This is a genomic window from Streptomyces sp. NPDC008317 (genome assembly GCF_042955955.1).
In the GTDB taxonomy this organism is placed as follows: Bacteria; Actinomycetota; Actinomycetes; order Streptomycetales; family Streptomycetaceae; genus Actinacidiphila.
The window spans coordinates 145,107-164,908 of record NZ_JBIBFQ010000009.1; the positions used below are offsets into that span (position 1 = coordinate 145,107).

15 protein-coding genes and 1 pseudogene are annotated in these 19,802 nt (G+C 73.0%); 5 read left to right on the forward strand and 11 right to left on the reverse strand.

Annotated features, from left to right (window positions below; all coding sequences use genetic code 11):
* The first annotated feature begins 348 nt into the window (after positions 1–348).
* Positions 349–1,077 (forward strand): methyltransferase domain-containing protein, encoded by a 729-nt coding sequence (locus tag ACFY9V_RS27205; protein WP_391163394.1) that lies wholly within the window; start codon positions 349–351, stop codon positions 1,075–1,077.
* Positions 1,078–1,087: 10 nt separating this feature from the next.
* Here ACFY9V_RS27205 and ACFY9V_RS27210 read toward each other — a convergent pair whose 3' ends face one another.
* Genes ACFY9V_RS27210 through ACFY9V_RS27225 form a run of 4 tightly spaced genes read right to left on the reverse strand, consistent with a single transcriptional unit; the run spans position 1,088 to position 4,265 of the window.
* Positions 1,088–1,729, reverse strand: a complete 642-nt coding sequence (locus tag ACFY9V_RS27210; RefSeq protein WP_355336821.1) for a class I SAM-dependent methyltransferase — start codon at positions 1,727–1,729, stop codon at positions 1,088–1,090.
* A gap of 33 nt (positions 1,730–1,762) precedes the next feature.
* Entirely contained in the window at positions 1,763–2,125 is a 363-nt protein-coding gene (locus ACFY9V_RS27215) for a hypothetical protein (protein WP_391163395.1), read from the reverse strand.
* 11 nt (positions 2,126–2,136) lie between these two features.
* The gene (locus tag ACFY9V_RS27220; RefSeq protein WP_188281968.1) at positions 2,137–2,829 is read right to left on the reverse strand and encodes a response regulator transcription factor; all 693 of its coding nucleotides are present in this window, start codon (positions 2,827–2,829) and stop codon (positions 2,137–2,139) included.
* The gene (locus tag ACFY9V_RS27225; RefSeq protein ID WP_391163397.1) at positions 2,826–4,265 is read right to left on the reverse strand and encodes a PspC domain-containing protein; all 1,440 of its coding nucleotides are present in this window, start codon (positions 4,263–4,265) and stop codon (positions 2,826–2,828) included. Before ACFY9V_RS27225 ends, ACFY9V_RS27220 begins: the two co-directional genes overlap by 4 nt.
* 134 nt (positions 4,266–4,399) lie before the next feature.
* Between ACFY9V_RS27225 and ACFY9V_RS27230 the strand changes: the two genes are divergently transcribed.
* Together ACFY9V_RS27230 and ACFY9V_RS27235 are read left to right on the forward strand one after the other, a co-directional pair.
* Positions 4,400–5,866: a PspC domain-containing protein gene (locus ACFY9V_RS27230; RefSeq protein ID WP_391163399.1), complete on the forward strand. Its 1,467-nt coding sequence runs from the start codon at positions 4,400–4,402 to the stop codon at positions 5,864–5,866.
* A complete protein-coding gene (locus ACFY9V_RS27235) occupies positions 5,863–6,081 on the forward strand; it encodes a hypothetical protein (protein ID WP_391050457.1) in 219 nt (72 codons plus the stop codon). Before ACFY9V_RS27230 ends, ACFY9V_RS27235 begins: the two co-directional genes overlap by 4 nt.
* A 46-nt stretch (positions 6,082–6,127) precedes the next feature.
* Here the strand turns inward: ACFY9V_RS27235 and ACFY9V_RS27240 are convergent.
* Positions 6,128–6,610 (reverse strand): annotated as a pseudogene (locus ACFY9V_RS27240) (DoxX family protein); the annotation flags it as partial.
* Positions 6,611–6,812: 202 nt separating this feature from the next.
* Between ACFY9V_RS27240 and ACFY9V_RS27245 the strand changes: the two are divergent.
* Positions 6,813–7,172 carry a hypothetical protein gene (locus ACFY9V_RS27245; protein ID WP_355336816.1) on the forward strand — a complete coding sequence of 120 codons (360 nt, stop codon included), beginning with the start codon at positions 6,813–6,815 and terminating at the stop codon, positions 7,170–7,172.
* A 7-nt stretch (positions 7,173–7,179) separates the two neighbouring features.
* On the opposite strand, the gene guaA is transcribed toward ACFY9V_RS27245, so the two are convergent.
* Positions 7,180–8,784 (reverse strand): glutamine-hydrolyzing GMP synthase, encoded by a 1,605-nt coding sequence (gene guaA, locus ACFY9V_RS27250; RefSeq protein WP_355336815.1) that lies wholly within the window; start codon positions 8,782–8,784, stop codon positions 7,180–7,182.
* A gap of 294 nt (positions 8,785–9,078) precedes the next feature.
* On the opposite strand from guaA, the gene ACFY9V_RS27255 reads away from it, so the two are divergent.
* On the forward strand, positions 9,079–9,441 hold the full coding sequence (locus ACFY9V_RS27255; protein WP_391163401.1) for a chorismate mutase: 363 nt from the start codon (positions 9,079–9,081) through the stop codon (positions 9,439–9,441).
* 510 nt (positions 9,442–9,951) lie between these two features.
* Here ACFY9V_RS27255 and ACFY9V_RS27260 read toward each other — a convergent pair.
* The 5 genes from ACFY9V_RS27260 to ACFY9V_RS27280 form a co-directional block, all read right to left on the reverse strand.
* On the reverse strand, positions 9,952–11,742 hold the full coding sequence (locus ACFY9V_RS27260) for a GMC family oxidoreductase N-terminal domain-containing protein (protein ID WP_391050455.1): 1,791 nt from the start codon (positions 11,740–11,742) through the stop codon (positions 9,952–9,954).
* A gap of 109 nt (positions 11,743–11,851) precedes the next feature.
* Positions 11,852–13,519 (reverse strand): succinic semialdehyde dehydrogenase, encoded by a 1,668-nt coding sequence (locus tag ACFY9V_RS27265; protein WP_355336812.1) that lies wholly within the window; start codon positions 13,517–13,519, stop codon positions 11,852–11,854.
* Positions 13,520–13,705: 186 nt separating this feature from the next.
* Positions 13,706–15,250, reverse strand: coding sequence for a protein kinase (locus tag ACFY9V_RS27270; RefSeq protein ID WP_391163402.1), 1,545 nt, complete (start codon positions 15,248–15,250; stop codon positions 13,706–13,708).
* Between the two features lie 487 nt (positions 15,251–15,737).
* Positions 15,738–17,741: a protein tyrosine kinase gene (locus ACFY9V_RS27275; RefSeq protein WP_391163404.1), complete on the reverse strand. Its 2,004-nt coding sequence runs from the start codon at positions 17,739–17,741 to the stop codon at positions 15,738–15,740.
* Positions 17,742–17,888: 147 nt separating this feature from the next.
* Complete coding sequence (locus ACFY9V_RS27280; protein WP_391163406.1) at positions 17,889–19,772, reverse strand: protein kinase; 1,884 nt, start codon at positions 19,770–19,772, stop codon at positions 17,889–17,891.
* Between the last annotated feature and the right edge of the window lie 30 nt (positions 19,773–19,802).

The following is a 19,802-nucleotide window of genomic DNA, read 5'->3' on the forward strand; positions in this document are numbered from 1 at the left end:
CGGCAGGGGCGGCACTCCCGGAATGGCTCCCGTCGTCGGCGGTACGGCGGCGCTCACACGCACCGCACCCGCCGCGCGCGGCCTCAACAGCCCCTCGCGCACGCCGAACAGCCCCGCTCCACCCCGAGCCATTTCCCCCACCCCACGCTCAGCGATACCTACAGCCGCGTATCGAATCACCGGTCGCCGGGTGGTGACTACGAACCCCCGTGTTCGTAAGGATTGGCGCGGAACGGCGAGGCCGGCCGAATAGCGGAGCGCGCCGGAAAGGCATACGTGCCGGGGGCACCTTCCCGGCGGCCGGAATAACCGGTTGGCCGCGGACGGCCGCGCCTCAATACTGTCCCGGTGTTCACCGACGACGACGATGCCGTGCTCTACGACCTGCTCAATCAGTGGGACCCCGAGCGGTCACCCGGCGACCGGTTCTACACCGACCTGGTCATGGCCGCCGACTCCGTTCTCGACGTGGGCTGCGGCACCGGCATGACGCTGCATCACGCGCGGGCGCTGGGCCACCGCGGCCGTCTGGTCGGCCTCGACCCGCACCCCCCGTCCCTGCGCCGGGCCCGGCGCCGTACCGACATCGAGTGGCTCGACGGCCGCGCCGCCGACGCCCCGCCCGGCGCCGGTTTCGACCTGGCGATCATGACCGGGCACGCCTTCCAGTGCCTGCTCACCGACGACGACATCCGCGACTCGCTCGCCGCCGTCCGCGCCGCCCTGCGCCCCGGCGGCCGTTTCGTCTTCGAGACCCGCCACCCCCAGGCCCGCGCCTGGCTGTCCTGGACCCCCGGTCACCCCGTCACGACCACCCACCCCACCGCCGGTCCGCTCCGCGTCTGGCACAGCGTCGACTCCGTCACCCCCGACCTCGTCACCTTCACCACCACCACCGCCGCCCCGGACGGCACCCCCCTCCATACCGACCGCTCCACCCTCCGCTTCCTCTCCGAGCCCGCCCTCGACACCTTCCTCACCGCCGCGGGCTTCCGCACCGAGTCCCGCTACGGCGACTGGCCCCGCACCCCGGTCACCCCGGCCAGCCGCGAGATCATCACCGTCGCCCTGGCCTGACCCCCGCCCTTCAGACGGGCCTGGCCGCCAACAGGTAGCCCTGGGGCTGGCGTTCGTCCGGGGCCGGAGCGCGGGTCGTGGTGGCGGTGACGGTGAGGCCGGCGGATTCGGCGAGGGCGGTGATACGGGCGGGGGGATGCCAGTAGACGTCGAGGGAGATGGGGTGGCCGTAGCCGTGGGAGAGGTGGTGGCGGGTGTCGCCGATCTTGTAGGCCACGGCGAGCGGGGCGCCGGGGGCCAGGACGCGGTGGAATTCGGCGAAGACGCGCGGCAGCAGGCGCGGGGGCAGGTGGATGATCGAGTACCAGGCGACGAGGCCGCCGAGGGAGCCGTCCGGGAGGTCCAGGTCGGTCATCGAGCCGACGTCGAAGCGCAGTCCGGGCAGATCGCGGCGGGCCACGGCGACCATCTCGGGCGAGAGGTCGACGCCGAAGACGTCGAGTCCCAGCTCCGCCAGATACCCGGTGATCCGTCCGGGGCCGCATCCGATGTCCGCCACCGGCCGTCCCCGCTGGGCCAGTTCGGCGAACGCCCCCAGCGTCGCGCGGTCCAGGACGCCGGCCGCCAGCGCGTCCCGCAGCAGGTCGGCGTAGCTGTCGGCGACGGTGTCGTAGGCCGCGCGGATGTCCGTCAGGTCGGTGGATTCCGTCATGCGGGCGACCGTATCGCCGCCCTCTGACACCGCTTATCCGACGCTGCCGTCCGTCAGCGACCTGCGGCCACCGCCCGGCGGACCGCCGCGGCGACGGCGGGCGCGGCGTTCCAGGGAGGTCAGGACGGCGGCCAGGAAGGCCAGCGGGATCACCAGACCGAAGAGCGTCCACCAGGCGGCGGTACGGTCGTCGGCCCGGCCCTGGTAAGGGGTGTCGGACGCGCTGGCGACGAAGGCGACGACGTCCAGCACCCCGGCCAGCAGCAGCAGCGCCCACACGAGGACCAGGCACGCCAGCCACAGCACACGCCCGGGCGTGACGCGACGCTCGCGGCCAGGCTCTCCTGCGGGCTCGCGTGCGGGCTCGCGTACGGGCTCTCCTGCGGGCTCCGGCATGCGCGCCCGGCTCAGACCAGGCGCCGTGCCGTCGCCCACCGCGTGAGCTCATGGCGGTTGGAGAGCTGGAGCTTGCGCAGGACGGCCGAGACATGGGACTCGACGGTCTTGACCGAGATGAAGAGCTGCTTGGCGATCTCCTTGTACGCGTAGCCGCGCGCGATCAGGCGCAGGACCTCGCGCTCGCGCTGGGTGAGCCGGTCCAGGTCCTCGTCGACCGGCGGGGCGTCGGTGGACGCGAAGGCGTCCAGGACGAAACCGGCCAGCCGCGGGGAGAAGACGGCGTCTCCGTCGCGCACCCGGAAGATCGAGTTGATCAGGTCGGGCCCGGTGATGGTCTTGGTGACATAACCGCGCGCGCCGCCCCGGATGACACCGATGACGTCGTCGGCCGCGTCGGAGACCGAAAGGGCCAGGAAACGCACCGGGTTGTCGGGGTCGGCGGCCAACGGGGCGCAGCGGCGCAGGACTTCGACACCGCCGCCGCCGGGCAGGTGCACGTCGAGGAGGACGACCTCGGGCCGGGTCGCGGTGACGACACTGACCGCCTGGTCGACGTCGGCGGCCTCGCCGACGACCTCGACACCGGTCTCCTCGGTGGCGCCGATCTCCGCCTGGACCCCGGTACGGAACATGCGGTGGTCGTCGACGAGCACCACCCGTACCCGCCGCTCCCCCGCCAAAGGCGCACTCGGTGTGCTCATGCCGCCACCCTCTCCATCTCCAGTTCGACTTCCGTACCGCCGCCGGGTGCGGCCCGCAGCCGGGCCTCGCCGCCGTTGCGCTGCATCCGGCCGATGATCGACTCGCGGACGCCCATGCGGTCGTCCGGCACCTGGTCGAGGTCGAATCCGGGGCCGTGGTCGCGCACGGAGACGAACACCTTGACGCCCTCCACCTCCGCGTAGACCTGAACGGGTCCGCTGCCACCGTACTTGGCCGCGTTCACCATCGCCTCCCGCGCGGCCTGCATCTGCGCCGCCAGCTTCTCGTCCAGCGGGCAGTCGCCGACGCAGACGACCTCGACCGGGACGCCGTGCGCGTCCTCGACCTCGGCGGCTGCGGCGCGTACGCCCTCGGCGACCGTCGTCGGCTCGTCGTCGCGCCCGGTGCCCTCGGGGCGGTAGAGCCAGGCGCGCAGCTCGCGTTCCTGGGCGCGGGCCAGCCGGTTGACCTCGCGGGGTTCGTCGGCGTGCCGCTGGATGAGGGTCAGGGTGTGCAGGACCGAGTCGTGGACGTGGGCGGCGACTTCGGCGCGCTCCTGGGCGCGGATGCGCATCAGCCGCTCCGCCGACAGGTCCTGTGTCATACGGACCAGGTACGGGCCCGCGATCAGGGCGACGCCGACGAGGACGGCGAGCGCGGCCTGGAGGATGCCGCCGAGGTGGCTGCCGGAGCCGCGCACCACGATGAAGCCGGTGACGCCCGCGACGACCAGGGCGACACCGGCCGCCGCGCGGGCCAGCGGCCAGAACCGCTTGCCGTGGCTCATCTCGACCCAGCGGGCCTTGCGGGCGTTGTCGGCCTGCCGCCAGACCAGCGCGACACCGAGGCCGATGACCAGCAGCGGCCACACGGCGCGGTTGGCGGCGCCGAGGTTGAGGTTGTCGATGAGGATGCCCGCGCCGACGGCCAGCGCGATCAGGGCCATGATCTGGCCCTTGTCGGGCCGCTTGCCCGCCAGCCACGAGCGGGCGTCGCGCGGCTCCTTGGCCATGGCGACACCGCCGACGCCGAGCGGTACGAAGAACCAGAAGACGGCGTAGAGGAGCACGCCGATGCCGTTGAAGCAGGCGAGCAGCACGAACAGGCCGCGTACCCACAGCACGGGCAGGCCGAAGTGCCCGGCCAGGCCGCGCGCGACGCCGCCGACCATCCGCCCCTCGGAGCTGCGGTAGAGCTTGCGCACCCCGGAGTCCCCCGGCTCGTGCGAGGACAGGGGCGAGGAGAGGAAGGACGCCCCGCTGGGGCCGCCGGGACCGCGCGGAGCACCGGGCCCACCGAGACCGGGACCACCGGGACCGCCCAGGCCGGGACCACCGGGACCGGGGCCGCCCGGCACGCCGGGTCCGCCGGACCCGCCCGGCATACGGGACGCTCCGGGCATGCCGGACGCTCCGGCCGGGCTGCTCGCTGACATACCCCGATCGTCACACGTCCGGGCCGCCCGGGGCATCAGGGTTGTCCCCCCAGGGGTAGGGCAGGGTACGGATCAGGGACGTACCAGGGTCGGGGCCGATGCCGGCCGCCCCCGCGAACCGTCACCATGGTCGTATGACGGACCAGCCACCCGAAGAGCCGAGCGACGAGCCGCGCGACCGGCCGAGTGCACCGCGCGCCGACGACGCCGACGGCAGCGACCTCGGCACCGGCGGCACCGGCGGCCCGGACGGCGACAGCGCCGCGCCCAAGCGGCGGCTGACCCGTGGCCGCGACCACAAAGTCCTCGCGGGCGTGTGCGACGGGGCGGGCCGCTACTTCGACATCGACCCGGTGATCTTCCGCGTGGTGCTGGCCGTCCTCTCCCTCACCGGCGGCATAGGTCTGATCATCTACGGCATGGGCTGGCTGGTCATCCCGCTGGAGGGCGAGCGGCAGAGCGAGGCGCAGCGGCTGCTGTCCGGCCGGATCGAGGGCGCGCCGCTGACCGCCGTGCTGATGGCGCTGGTCGGCTGCGGGCTGTACGCCTCGATGCTGGACAACGGCGACGACCAGGCATTCTCACTGATCCTGCTGGCCGCGACGACCGGCGCCGTCTACTACTGGGCCCAGGTACGGCGTCGGCAGGCCGCGGGCGAGGCCGCCTCCCCGTCGGGCGCGGCGAGCGCGGTGGTGGACGCGCCGCCCGCCGTGCAGGCGCCGCCGGAGCCCGGCGGCTCCGCGTCCTGGTGGCGCGGCCCGCTGACCAAGGAGCCGTCGTATCTGTGGGGCCCGGACGACGGCCCCTACGGCGACGAGGACAAGGTCGCCTGGCGGGAGCGCAAGCGCGCGGCCCGCAAGAAGGAGAGCTCGTGGGTCTTCGGTCTGACCGTCTTCGTGCTGGTCGTGGCGGCGGGCGCGATCGGCACCGGGGCCGCGGCGCCGTACCAGTCCCCCGCCGTGAGCGTCGAGATCGGCCTGATCGCGGTGCTCGGCGTCTTCGGCCTGGCCTTCGTCGTCGCGTCGTTCGCCGGGCGGGCGCGCGGCGGCACCGTCTTCTTCACCCTGCTGACCCTCGCCGGGCTGATCGGCACCGCGTCGGTGCCGCACGACAACGCCGGGTGGCGCGACACCTGGAGGCCGATGACCGCCGCCGCCGTCCAGCCGACGTACGAACGCGGCAGCGGACAGGGCGTCCTCGACCTGACCGACCTGACGCTCGACGGCAGGACGGTCAACACACGGGTCGACCTGCGCGTCGGCGAAGTGCTGATCAGACTGCCCAAGGACGCGACCGTGCACCTGACCTACCACGTCGCCGTCGGCGCCATCCGCCTGCCGGAGAAGGACCACGGCGGGCTGAACGTCAACAGCGAAGGGGCCGTGCCGGTCGTCTTCGCCCCGCCCGCGGGCACCATGAACACCGGCACGGTCAACGTCCACGTGCGGATCGGCGCCGGTGACCTGCGGATCGAGCCCGCCACCGCCGGGACCGGTACGGGGACGGCCCCGCTCGCGCCGACCGCGCCCGCCCTACCCGGCGCGCGCCACGTGCCCGTACCCGGCGTGCCCGGCCCGCCCGCAGGACAGGTGAACCGATGAGAAGGCACCGCTTCGAACCCGCCGTCCTGGTCATGGGCCTGGTGCTGCTCTGGCTGACGGCGTGCTTCATCCTCGACGCCTGCCAGGTCTGGGACCTGCGGCCCGAGTACTCCGTCCCGCTCGTCGTCAGCGGTCTGGCCCTGACGGTGGCCACCGCGATCGTCACACAGGTCGTGAGGGCGGTACGGGGGCGCCGGAAGCGCCGCCGCGCGTAGCGGAGCCCGAGCCGTCGGCGGCGTGCGCGCCGGGCCCCGGCACCGCGCCGCCGCCCTTGCCGCGCCGCCGCGCGAGCAGCGCGTCCAGCGACAGATAGGGCGTGCCCGCGAGCACCAGCGGCAGCCAGGCCATCAGATACGCGAGGTCGTTGCCGTAGTAGTACGGCGTCGAGGACCAGCTCACCGTCAGCCACAGGCTGAGCGAGACCAGCGCGCCGCCGAGGGCGGCGACCCGGCCGAGGAGCCCGAACAGCGTGCCGAGCCCCGCCGCTGTCTCACCGAGCGCGATGGCGTACCCGAAGCCGTGCGGCGCCTTCAGCGCGAGGTCGATCATCGCGGGGATCGCCGCGGTGTCGTGGGCGCCGTGCAGGATCTGCACCAGCGAGCCGTTCGCGGAGTCGGTGAAGAAGGTGTCGCTGGTCAGCTTGTCGAGCCCGGCGTAGATGAACGTGACGCCGAGGAAGATCCGCAGCGGCAGCAGTGCGTAGCGACGGGCGGTGTCCCGCCGGACGTCGAGCCGTTCGAGCATCGTGTTCCGCCAATCCCGCCGCCCGTGCGTTCCCTGATGAGAACGATTCTGCCGGTACGGCGCCCTCGGGGGGACATACGTACGCCCGGCGGCTGTCACTCAAGGCGGCGGGCGGAAACCGTGGGACCCGCAGAAAGACCCGCACGTCTCTGGCAGTACGCGGCCCCGCCCCCGATACTCAGGCATCGCACGGACCCGACGGGTGGAGGTATCCGAGTTGCCGTACGACCTGACGATCTACCTGGCCCACCGCGACGACTACGCGGACTTCCTCACCGCGACCGACGAGGAGGCGTCCGTCGTCTGGCACCGCAGGCAGGGCGACCACACCGACAGGGCCGACCTCCTGGAGCGTACGGAGGCCGCGTACGGCAGGACCCAGGCCGCCCTCAATGTGCTGGACATCGAGGGCGGCGGCCCGCTCACCGAGGCGAAGGCCCTGGTCGGCCGCATCCGGTCCTTCTACGACATGGACGAGATCCCGGACAGCGCGTGGGAGGAGTACAAGGCGGCCAGGAGCCGCTACGTCACCGCGGCCCGCGAGAGCCTGGCGGCGCACTGACCGCGCGTCACTCCCACTCGATGGTGCCCGGCGGCTTGCTCGTCACGTCGAGCACCACGCGGTTGACGTCGGCCACCTCGTTGGTGATCCGGGTGGAGATCTTCGCCAGCACCTCGTACGGCAGCCGCGACCAGTCCGCGGTCATGGCGTCCTCGGAGGAGACCGGGCGCAGCACGATCGGGTGGCCGTAGGTGCGGCCGTCGCCCTGGACGCCGACGGAGCGGACGTCGGCGAGCAGCACCACCGGGCACTGCCAGATGTCGCGGTCGAGCCCGGCCGCGGTCAGCTCCTCGCGGGCGATGGCGTCGGCCTCGCGCAGCAGGTCGAGCCGGTCGCGGGTGACCTCGCCGACGATCCGGATGCCGAGCCCGGGGCCGGGGAACGGCTGCCGCTGCACGATCTCCTCGGGCAGGCCCAGCTCCTGGCCGACCATCCGCACCTCGTCCTTGAACAGCTTGCGCAGCGGCTCGACGAGCGTGAACTGGAGGTCTTCGGGCAGGCCGCCGACATTGTGGTGCGACTTGATGTTCGCGGTGCCGGTGCCGCCGCCGGACTCGACCACGTCCGGGTAGAGGGTGCCCTGGACCAGGAACTCCACCGGCTCGTCGCCGGGGGCCTCGGCGACGATCTCCGCCTGCGCCTGCTCGAAGACCCGGATGAACTCCCGGCCGATGATCTTCCGCTTCTGCTCCGGGTCGCTGACCCCGGCGAGCGCGTCCAGGAAGCGGTCGGTGGCGTCCACGACCTTGAGCTGGACGCCGGTCGCGGCCACGAAGTCCTTCTCGACCTGCTCGGTCTCGCCCTTGCGCATCAGTCCGTGGTCGACGTACACACAGGTGAGCCGGTCACCGATGGCCTTCTGGACGAGGGCGGCGGCGACCGCGGAGTCCACGCCGCCGGACAGCCCGCAGATGGCCCGGCTGCTGCCGACCTGCTCGCGGATCAGGGCGATCTGCTCGTCCACGACATTGACGGTCGTCCACGTCGGCGCGAGGCCCGCGCCGCGGTAGAGGAAGTGCTCCAGGATCTGCTGGCCGTGCGTGGAGTGCAGCACCTCGGGGTGGTACTGGACGCCGTACAGCCGCTTCTCGTCGTTCTCGAACGCGGCGACCGGCACCACGTCGGTGGACGCCGTCACGGCGAAGCCCTCGGGCGCGGCCGAGCAGGCGTCGCCGTGCGACATCCACACCGACTGCTCGGCGGGGGTGCCCTCGAAGAGGGTGGAGCCGGGCTTGGAGACGGCCAGCGCGGTGCGGCCGTACTCCCGCGCCCCGGTGTTGTCGACGGTCCCGCCGAGCGCCGTCGCCATGAGCTGGAAGCCGTAGCACATGCCGAAGACGGGGACGCCCGCCGTGAAGATCGCCGGGTCCAGGGTGGGGGCGCCCGGCTCGTAGACCGAGGACGGGCCGCCGGACAGGATGATCGCGCTCGGCCGCTTCGCCAGCATCTCGCTCACCGGCGTCGTGGAGGGCACGATCTCGCTGTACACCCGGGCCTCACGGACCCGGCGCGCGATCAGTTGCGCGTACTGCGCACCGAAGTCCACGACCAGGACCAGGTCCGGTGTATCCGGTGTGCCCGACGAGGGGGCGGGGGCGACTGGCGTTACCACGGTGTGCCTTCCGGCGGTTCCAACGGGGATAGGACCCGATTCTACCGGGGCGGCGGACTCCCTCCTTCCCCCGGCTTGCCCCGCGGGAGGCGAGGGGGGCACACTGACGCCATGCACACGCGCAGCGTCACGTTTACCTATGGCACCGGCTGGTCCGGCTGCCATGGTCGCGTCGCGTGAGCTGACGAGCGACTTCCCAGGCGCCCCGGGCCGGACGGCCCGGGGCGCCTGTCGTTTCGCTCCCCCGGGACCCGAGGCCCGCGGCGCCGCCCGCCCCTCCCGAGGAGAGCAGACATGACGACCCCGACCCCGACACCTATCTCCGTCCCGGCCCCCATTCCGGCCCCGGCCCCCGCGACCGCGGGCACCGAGAGCGTCCCGGACGCCCCGGACACCCACGGCGTCCCGGAGTCCGCGGACGCGGTCATCGCGCGCAAGCGGCGGCGGATCGACGATCTCGACACCCGGATCATCGGCCTGGTCAGGGAACGGATGACCGAGTCGGCCGACATCCAGCGCGCCCGCATGACGTCCGGCGGTCGCCGGGTGAGCCTGAACCGCGAGATGGAGGTGCTGACGCACTACAGCGCGGAGTTGGGGAGGCCGGGCACGTCACTGGCGATGACGCTGCTGGAACTGTGCCGCGGCAAGGTGTGAGCGGCGCGGCCGGAGCGGCCCGCGAGGCGTGACGTTTCGCCCTTTCGAGCGGCATCACCCGTACGGCACGTGACCGGCCCGCGATGGCTTCGTTGGAGGTGGTGTCCGTGCCATCCAGGGGCGGTAACCCAACACCACGCGTGGAACTGGACACCGCCTAGACGCAGCTAGGCGGGGTGTGACCGATGCGATGAGGCGACCGCAGGTGTGCGGTCGCCGTGGGACCTCGTGTCGGTGCTATGTGACCGGACGGCAGGGGACAGCAGCCCGGTCACGACTCAAAGAGGCGGTCGGCTCCGGGGACGCTTGGATCCGGCCGCTCTGCGAGAACCCACATTACTCATGTACGGCTCCCGGCACGGACTTCCCGTCCACGATCGGGTGACACAGCGCGTGCCCGTGCGCACGGGTACGCGTCGGCGCGCGCGGACGCGTCACCCGAACGCGTCAGTCACCGCAGTCAGTTCAGGCAGTTCAGCCGGTTCAGCCGGTTCAGGCAGTTCAGCCGCGTCACTCTGCCGCGGACCTGGGCGGCACCGCGGGGACCGGCAGCATCGGAAGCCGCAGCGCGCCGAAGGCTCCCTCCGGCACCACCGGGGCGGCGGGCCGTACCGCGGCGATCCTGCGGTAGCCCTCGCCCTGGGCCGGACGCGGGTCCGCCTCGCCCTTGTTGGGCCACAGCGACATCGCGCGCTCCGCCTGCGCGGTGATCGTCAGCGACGGATTGACGCCGAGATTCGCCGAGACGGCCGAACCGTCGACCACATGGATGCCCGGGTGCCCGTAGAGCCGGTGGTACGGGTCGATGACGCCGTGGTCCGCGTCCTCGCCGATCGGGCAGCCGCCCAGGAAGTGCGCGGTCATGGGGCGTTCGGTGGCCTCGCCGACATTGCTGCCCGCGAAGCCGTTGATCTCCTCGGCTATCAACTCCGCGGCCCGCGCGCCCTCCGGGATGTGCGTCGGGTTGGGAGCGCCGTGGCCCTGACGGGCCGTCAGCAACCCTTTGCCCAGGCCCTTGGCCTTGCGGTAGGTGGTCAGCGAATTGTCGCTGGTCTGCATGACCAGGCCGATGATCGTCCGCTCCGACCAGTGGAAGTTGGACAGCGAGCGGAGGCCGACCGCCGGGTGGCGCAGGTAGTTGACGGCGAATTCGGCCCAGCGCGGCACCTTCCCGCCGTACGGCGCCGCCATGATCGACAGATTCCCCATCGCGTTGGAGCCCTTGCCGTAGCGGACCGGCTCGATGTGGGTGTGGTCGTTGGGGTGCACGGACGAGGTGATCGCGACGCCCTTGGTGAAGTCCAGCGCGCGGTCCGGGTGCCGCTTGCGGTAGCGGCGGGTGGAGGTCTGCGCGCCCACCAGCGCCTCGGAGTTGGTACGGGTCAGCTCGCCGAGCTTCGCCGAGATGCCGGGCAGCCGGCCGCCGTCGCGCATCGCGTGCAGCAGCGTCTGCGTCCCGTACGTGCCCGCCGCGACCACGACCTGACGGGCCCTCAGCACCGCCCGCTCGCCCTTCTTGCGCTGGTCGGTGGGGACGGCGGTGACACGGTAGCCGCCCTCGGGGTCCTCGGTGAGGTCGGTGACGGTGGTCATCGGGTGGATGACGGCGCCCGCCCGCTCGGCGAGGTGCAGATAGTTCTCCGTGAGGGTGTTCTTCGCGCCGTGCCGGCAGCCGGTCATGCACTCGCCGCACTCGGTGCAGGCCCGCCGCGCGGGGCCGGTTCCGCCGAAGTACGGGTCGGGCACCTCGCCGCCGGGCGCCGCCTTCGACGCGCCGCCCGCGTCCTGGCCGTCGCCGAAGAACACCCCGACCGGCGCGAGGTGGAAGCTGTCGCCGACGCCCATCCGCTCGGCCGCCGCCTTCAGGTGCTCGTCCGAGGGGGTGAGCGTGGGGTTGGTCCGCACCCCGAGCATCCGCTGGGCCTGGTCGTAGTACGGCGCCAACTCCTGCTGCCAGTCGGTGATCGCGCCCCACTGGCGGTCCTCGAAGAACGCCTTCGGGGGCACGTACAGGGTGTTGGCGTAGTTCAGCGAGCCGCCGCCGACGCCCGCGCCCGCCAGCACCAGGACGTTGCCGAGGACGTGGATGCGCTGGATGCCGTAGAGGCCGAGCGCGGGCGCCCACAGGTAGTTGCGGACGTCCCAGGAGTTCTTCGGCAGTTCGTCGCGGGCGAAGCGGCGGCCGGCCTCCAGCACGCCGACCCGGTAGCCCTTCTCGGTCAGCCGCAGCGCGGAGACGGAGCCGCCGAAGCCGGAGCCGATGACGACGACGTCGTAGTCGTAGCCGTCTTCCTGTGACACGTGATCCTCCGTGCGTCGGTGCGGGACTCGTCCGGCCGGGTCGGCGGGCAGGGCGTGGGCGGGGCGCGGTCGGCGGGCGAGGGCCGGGCAGCGCGCGGGCGGGCGGGGGTCAGCGCATCCGCAGGGCCTTCATCGCCTTCAGCGAGACGGTGAGGAACTTCGCGTACGTCTCGTCGGTCATGCCGAGCGAGGGCGCCATCGGCAGAAGGCGCTGGGTGGCGACGGTCTGGGCCTCGGTGTGCTTGAGGATGCCCTCGGAGCCGTGCCTGCGGCCGAGCCCGGAGTCCTTCATGCCGCCCATCGGCGCCCGGACGCTGCCGTACGCGGCGGCGTACGCCTCGTTGATGTTGACCGTGCCGGAGCGCAGCCGGGCCGCGATCCGCGCGCCGCGCCGGGTGTCCTTGGTCCACACACTGGCGTTGAGGCCGTAGTCGGTGTCGTTGGCGCGCTCGATCGCCTCCTCCTCGTCGCGGAAGCGGTAGACGGACACGACGGGGCCGAAGGTCTCCTGCGCGCAGACGGCCATCGGGGCCTCGACGCCGTCCAGGATCGTCGGCTCGTAGACGTACGGGCCGATGTCGGGGCGGGCCCGGCCGCCGGCCACCACCGTGGCGCCCTTCTCGCGGGCCTCCTCGACGTGCCGGACGACGGTCTCCAACTGCCGTTCCCCGGCCAGCGATCCCATGCCCGCGCCGTACGCGAGGGCCGTGCCGAGCCTGATCGCCTTCGTGCGCGCGGCGAACTTCTCCAGGAACGCGTCGGCGACCGACTCGTCCACCAGCAACCGCTCGACGGAGACGCAGAGTTGACCGGCGGAGGCGAAGCAGGCGCGGACGGCGCCGTCGGCGGCTTTGTCGAGGTCGGCGTCGCGCAGCACCAACAGGGGGTTCTTGCCGCCGAGTTCGAGGGAGGCGCCGATCAGCCGGGCGGCGGCGCGCTGGGCCACGTCGCGGCCGGTGCGCGTCGAGCCGGTGAAGGACACGTAGTCGGCGTGCTCGACCAGGGCCGGGCCGACGACCGGGCCCTCGCCGATCACGATCTGCCACACGTCGGCGGGCAGCCCCGCCTCGACCAACTGCTCGCGCGCCCACAGCGCGGTCAGCGCGGTCTCGGTGTCCGGCTTCATCACCAGGGCGTTGCCCGCCACGAGTCCGGGCAGCGCGTCGCCGACGGACAGCTCCAGCGGGTAGTTCCAGGGCGCGATCTGGCCGACGACACCGCGCGGCTGCCGCAGTTCCACGGCCTTGGTCAGCGTCGGGATGGCGCCGGTGTGCCGCTTGGGCTTCAGGTACGCGGGGGCCTTGCGGCCGTAGTGCCGGGCCGCCATCGCGACCACCTGCACCTCTTCGTGCGCGTGCATGCGCGCCTTGCCGGTCTCCACCTGGATCAGGTCGAGCACCTCGGCCTGCCGGGCGAGCACCAGGTCGTGGAAGCGGAGCAGGACCGCCGCGCGCTGCCGTACGGGGGTGGCGGCCCACGCCTTCTGCGCCGTGCGGGCGCGCGCGAACGCCTCCGCGACCTCCTCGGGCGTGGTCTCCGGCAGGTCGGCGAGCTTGTCGCCGGTCAGCGGGGTGTGACTGGCGGTACGGCCTCCCCCTGCTTGCCAGCGGGGGGACCCCCAGCCGATGACGTCGCGGGTGAGGCGGGCGACCAGATCGGGGGTGACGACGTCCTTCGGGCCGCGCGCCGTGGTGGGCGCGACCGGGTTTCCGTCGGTGGGGCCGTCGGTGGGGCGGCCGTCTGCGGGGGGCGTGCTGCGCTCCAGCGAATCCGTCATGCCGGTGAGATTACGACCGTCCGGCACCGATTGGATACCCGTGAGTAAGTATTTTCCTCGTGATCCGTGCAACTAAGCCAGCAATCGGTGGCGTCGTACGGATCTTCGCAGGTCACGAGGGTTGCCCGGAGGGGCAGTGGCGGCAGGTGCCGGGCGCCCTCGGGGCGCGTACGTGTCGGTGGAACATCAGTGCGGACGGAAGGCGGCGCGCGCCGCGTCGAAGGTGTCCCGCGCCCGCTCGACCTGCTCGATCGGCGCCGACAGCCACATGTCGTACATCCGGCCGCCCTCCGTCCAGCACAGGTCGAACGTGCGGCGCGCGCCGTTGCCGTCGGCGAAACCGTCGTACGTGAACTGCCACAGCGCGGCGGGCCGCCCGCGCTGCGTGGTCTCGGTGATCACGCCGTCCCGGTACCCCGGATAGACACTGCCCGCCTGGGGACCTGCCAGATCCTGGTCGCGCAGCACCGCGTACGGGCCGCGCGGGTCGGGCGACTGCTCGCGCTCGCCGAAGCGGAAGGCGCGGTCGGGCGACCAGTAGTACACCCGCAGGACGCCGCTGCTGTCGCGCTGCGCGTCGCGTACGTATCCGGCGGGCAGCGCCAGTGAGAAGCCGGTCGGATCGGTGACGCGCTCGTACCCGGCCGGGAGGGCCGGGGCCGTCGGCGGGGGTGTCGTCGGGCTCGGCGTCGTGGACGGCGGGGTCGTGCCCGTCACCGGCGCCGTGCTCGGCGGGGGCGACGCGGCGCGGGCGCCGCCGTCGTCGTGCCGGACGACCAGCACCGCGGCCAGCGCGCCGCCGCCGACCGCGAGGGCCGCCACGCTCACGGCGGCGGCGAGGACACGGCGCCTGCGGCCCTTCGGGCGGGGGGTCGCCCGCGGCTCGGGCTCCGCGTCACGCGGGGGTTCGGCCGCCGGGACCACCGGTACGTGCTGGGCGGGCGGCGGCTCACCGGTCTCCGCGTACGCCGTCAGCAGCGTCTGCGCCCGCGCCGCGCCCATCCGGCGGCCCGGGTCCCGGTCGAGCAGCGCCGTGACCACCGGCAGCAGCGGCTCCGCCGCCTCGGGCGTCCTGATCGTGTCGATCGCGACCGCGTGCACGATCTCGCCTATCGACTCGCGGTGGAACGGGGACTCGCCGTCCACCGCCGCGCACAGCAGCGCGCCGAGCGACCACAGGTCGGACTCCGGGCCCGCCGCACGGCCCGACATCCGCTCGGGCGAGGTGTACTCCGGCGACCCCACGAAGGACCCGGTCTCGCTGATCGTCGCGCTGCCCGCGACCCGGGCGATTCCGAAGTCCGTCAGCACGACGCGTCCGGTGCCGCGCTCGATCAGCACGTTCGCCGGTTTCACGTCACGGTGCTGGACCTCGCTCGCGTGCGCCGCCCGCAGCGCGCCCGCCACGGCCGCGCCGATCCGCGCCGCCTCCCGCGGTTCCAGGGGGCCGTCCTGTGCCAGCACGTCCGCCAGCGAACGGCCGTCCACCAGCTCCATCACGATCCACGGGCGGCCGTCCTGCTCCAGCACGTCGTACACGACGATCACATGCGGGTGCCTGATCCTGGCCACGCTGCGCGCTTCGCGCAGTGCCCGGTCCTGGCCGCCCTCGGGCAGGTGCAGTTCCTTGACGGCCACCGGTCGGTGCAGCAGCTCGTCCTCCGCCCGCCACACCGTCCCCATCCCCCCGCGGCCGAGCCGCCCCGTGATGCGGTACCTCCCCGCCACCACATCCCGAGGCTCCGCCTCCGCCGTCCACCCCCCGTCACTCCCCATACCCCCCAGGCTATCCACCCTCCCCACCCCGGCCCACCCTCCAGGGCCCCCGCCCCGAACAGCCCCTCCCCGCAGGGCGTCCGCTCCCAGGGCCTCCTCCCCAGCGCGCCCCCCTTTGCGCAGGGCCTGTCTTCCAGGGGCGCGGGGAACTGCGCGACCAGCCCCCACCGGGCCCGCGGCCCGAAAACAACCGAACCGCCCCACCGGGGCCGGTGGTGACCAGCGGAAGCGTCGTGGCTTGTCGCGCAGTTCCCCGCGCCCCTTAAAAGATCGGCTCACCGTCCCGGGCGGAAGAGGTGGGCCCCGTTAGGGGCGCGGGGAACTGCGCGAGCAACCCACCACCGGCCGATGGGGGCGGACCCCACCGCGGAAGGTGAACGGGCAGGGGCGCAGGCCCCTGGTGAACGGGCCGGGGCGGCGAGCCCTTGGCGTGGGGCGGGCGTCAGCTCGCCGCGTAGGTTTCGACGGCTTTGTCGAAGGCACGCTGGACATCGGCGCGCCGAGCGTCCGGCCCGCTGACGACGACGACGTGGTAGGAGCCGTCGATGATGACGGCGAGATTGAGGGCGTAGATCTGCGTGTCGTTGGCGTCGCGGTAGCTGTACTCGCCCTCGGCGGCACTGTGCCCGCGCAGGTCGAGCGTGTGGAGACCGGAGGCGGCGGACCAGGAGGAGCCGCGGAAGGCGGCCAGTTCGGGCTCTTCGAGCTGGTAGGCGAGCGGATCGCTGCCGTGGTCGGAGACCTTGTCACGGCCGGGCACGACGGTGAGCTGGAGGTCGCTGCCGGAGTAACGGACCTGCCCCTGACCGTTCTTGCCGGAGCGCTGCCACCCGGTGTGGACGGCGACGGTGAACCCGGCGGAGTCGGTCCGCATGACGAAGTCGCTGCCGAGGTCCGGCGGCGGCACCGCCGTACTCGGCGGCGGAGCCGGCTTCGTGGTGGCCGGCTTCGTCGTCGGCGCCGCGGTCGTACGAGTGGGCGTCGGCGTCGGCTTCTTGCCGCCGCTGTGCCCGCCCGGCACCTCGGCCGGGACCGTACGGTCGCCGCCCTTGGCCCCGTTGTCCGACGTGTCGCCGTTGCCGGGCATGGCGAGCACCGCGTACGCGACGACGGCCGCGAGCACCACCAGGACCGCGATCAGCAGCCGCACGCCCAGCTTGCGCGGTGCCTCGTCGCCGCCGCGCGGGGGCTTGCGGTAGACGACCTCTTGCTCCTGGTGGATCTGCTCCTGCCGCATCTCGCTGCGCCGCGCCTGCTCGCGCTTGGCCTTGGTGAGCCTGGCCTGCTTGCCGCGGGCGTGCCTGCGGTGCTGAATCCCGGCGACGTCGGCCTCGGCGGCGGCCTTGCGGCGGCGCCGCCGTACCAACTCGCCCTTGCGGCGCACGATCGGCAATTTGGCCGGATCCGTCGGCACCTGGACCATGTCGAGGCCGAGATCGGGCTCGGGCGCGGAGCGGATCAGCGACCGCAGCCAGCCGCCCAACTCCTCGGCCTCCGGCCGCTCCTCGGGGTCGGGCCGGAGCAGCGACTCGACGATCGGCCGCAACGCGCCGCACTCCTCGGCGAAGGCGGGCGGCTCGGCGCACACCATCTGCACCAGTTCGGCGGCGCTCTCCTCGGGGAACGGCGGATGCCCCTGCACGGTACGGAAGAGCAGCGAGCCGAGCGCCCACAGGTCGGCGGCCGGGCCGACCGGCGGCGACAGCCGCCAGTTCTCGTGCACCTCGTGCGCCTGCTCCGGCGCCCAGCGCTCGGTGACGGCGCCGATGACGGTGATCCGGTTCTGCCGGGCCCGCTCCTGTTCGAGGGCGGACTCGGGGCCGTGCCACGACTGGTCCTCACCCGCGCCCGACAGGCCGCCGCCCGCGAGGACCTGGATGTGCTGCGGCACGGGGTCGTAGCCGCACAGCGCCTCCTGGGCGGCGCCCGCGGCGAGCCCGGCGAGCATCGCCCGGCCGTCGTCGCAGACCAGCACGGTGCTCGCGGTCACATTGCGGTGCGTCCAGCCGTACGCGTGCACGGCGCGCAGCGCGGTGAGCACGTCGGAGGCGACCTCGGCGGCACGGTAGGCGTCCAGCGGCCGGTCGGCGAGTAACGCGGCGAGCGGCCGGGCGGACACCAGTTCGCTCGCGATCCAGAGACTGCCGCCCTCGATGAAGATGTCGAAGACCTGGACCAGGCGGGGGTGGTCGGGTATCGCCGCCGCCGCGCGGGCGGCCTCGAGGGCGCGCCGGGCGCTGTCGCTCAGCGCGTCCTGGTCGCCGTAGCCCCGGTCGTCGCCCGGGTCCTCGGCCGTGACGACCTCGGGCAGCAGCACCTGCCGGACCAGGACCTCCTGGCCGCTGTAGGTGTCGAAGGCGCGCGTCTCGACCAGTTCGAACTCGTCGGCGGGCGGCCGGGGCAGCCGGTACCGGTCGGCGAGCACGCGGCCCGCGTATTCGTCCACGACGCCCCCTCTCCGGCCCTTCCCGACCCGATGCCATCCGTGCGGGAACCCTCACCCGCACCCCACCTTGTACCCGAAGCGGTCCGATCCGAACGGAATCCGGCTGCGGACAGTCCACGGCTACTCACAATACGTGCTGCGGAAGGCTCACTTGGCCGGTTTGAAGGTAGCGAAGAAGGTCGTGAGGGCCTTGGTGCTGGTATCGCTGGTCCACGCGTCGGCCGGAGTCGTGAACATGATGGCGTACCCGTGCTTCGGGTCCGTCACCATGCCGCGATTCAGGACGTGTACCTGCTTACCCTTCACGTCCCGCTTGTACTCCCAGTCGGCCGCGTCGTACGAGCGGTACTGCGTCTGGGCCACCTTGAGTTCCTGGTAGCCGGGCATGCCGTTCCGGCCGGACTTGGCGGTCTTCGCTGCGTTCTGCCAGTCCTTGAGCGCGCTCGGCCCCGGCGAATGCGTCCAGTCCACGAGCAACTCGCTGCCGTCCGAGCCCCGGAACTTCGAGCCGCTGCCGTACCCGTTGTCCCCCACGCGCTTCCAGCCGTTGGGCAGGGCTATCGAGAAGCCCTCGGAGTCGTCGTAGCGGTAGAAGCCCGCCGGTACGGCGTCCGAGCCGCCGGTGGCCGGCGGGGACGAGGCGGGGGTGGTCGGCGCGGAGGCCGAACTGCCCGGCGACGACGGCGACTTGCTGTCGTCCGTGCCGCCCTTGCTGTCGTCGTCGTTCTTCGCGCCGGTCGACGCGGAGGCCGAGGCCCCGCCCTTCGGCTTCGACGCCGATCCGTTCCCGCCGTCGCCGCCACCGGAGTTGGCGAGCGCTATGCCGATCACCGTGCCCAGCAGGACGATCACGATCGCCGCGGCCACGATGACCATCGTGCGGCGCGGTACGACGTCGGTGAGCGACGCGCGCGGCGGGGCGGGCGGCGGGACGGGGCCGCCCGGCTCAGGGGCGGCGGCCGACGTCGCGGGCTTCGCGGGGATCTTGGCGGCGGCGGCCTTGCGGACCGAGCGCAGCGCGTCGCGGACCCGGGCCTGGTCGGCGGCGGCTTCGCCTCCGGCGGTGGGGGTCCCCCCGCCGGAGGCAGCGGGAGCGTCGGTCGGGGTGGGCTGCGGGTCCACGTTCAGCACGACGGTACGGGCGTCGGAGGTGGGCGGCGCGACCGGGCGTTCGGGGGCGTGCGCGACGGTGGACAGCAGGGCGTACGCGGCGTCGTGGTCGAGGCGTTGGGCCGGGTCCTTGACCAGCAGGCCCTTGATCGCCTCGGCGAGCGGCCCGGCGTTGGTCATCGGCCCGACCGGCTCGGTCATCACCGCGGTCAGGGTGGCGATGGCCGACCCCTTGTCGTAGGGCGGGCGGCCCTCGACCGAGGCGTAGAGCAGCGCGCCGAGCGACCACAGGTCGGCGGGCGGGCCCGGCTTCTGGCCGCGCGCACGTTCCGGCGAGATGTACGAGGGGGCGCCGACGAGCATGCCGGTGGAGGTGACGGACGGGTCGCCGTCGATCTGGGCGATGCCGAAGTCGCTGAGGACCACGCGCCCGGCGCCGCGGCCCGCGGGGTCCGAACCGCGGTCGGCGAGCAGGACGTTGGAGGGTTTCACGTCGCGGTGCAGGATGCCGGCGTTGTGGGCGGCCTTGAGGACGTCGAGTATGACGAGGCCGACCTCGGCGGCGCGCTTGGGCGTGAGCGGGCCGTCCTCACGGATCGCGTCGGACAGCGAGCGGCCCTCGACCAGCTCCATGACGATCCACGGCCGGTCGTCCTCCTTGACCACGTCGAAGACGGTGATCGCGCCGGTGTTGCGAATCCGCGCGGTGGCCTTGGCCTCGCGCAGGGTCCTGGTGACCAGGCGCTGCTTCTCGTCCTCGTCGACGTTGCCGGGGAAACGCAGCTCTTTGACCGCGACGGTACGGCCCAGCGTCTCGTCGACGGCGCGCCACACCGTGCCCATGCCGCCTTTGCCGAGGACTTCGCCGAGGCGGTACCGGTCGGCGAGCACGCGTCCGTCGGTACTTTCGACCTCGCTCATGGGATCCCTCTGGAGTGCTGGACGTGTAAA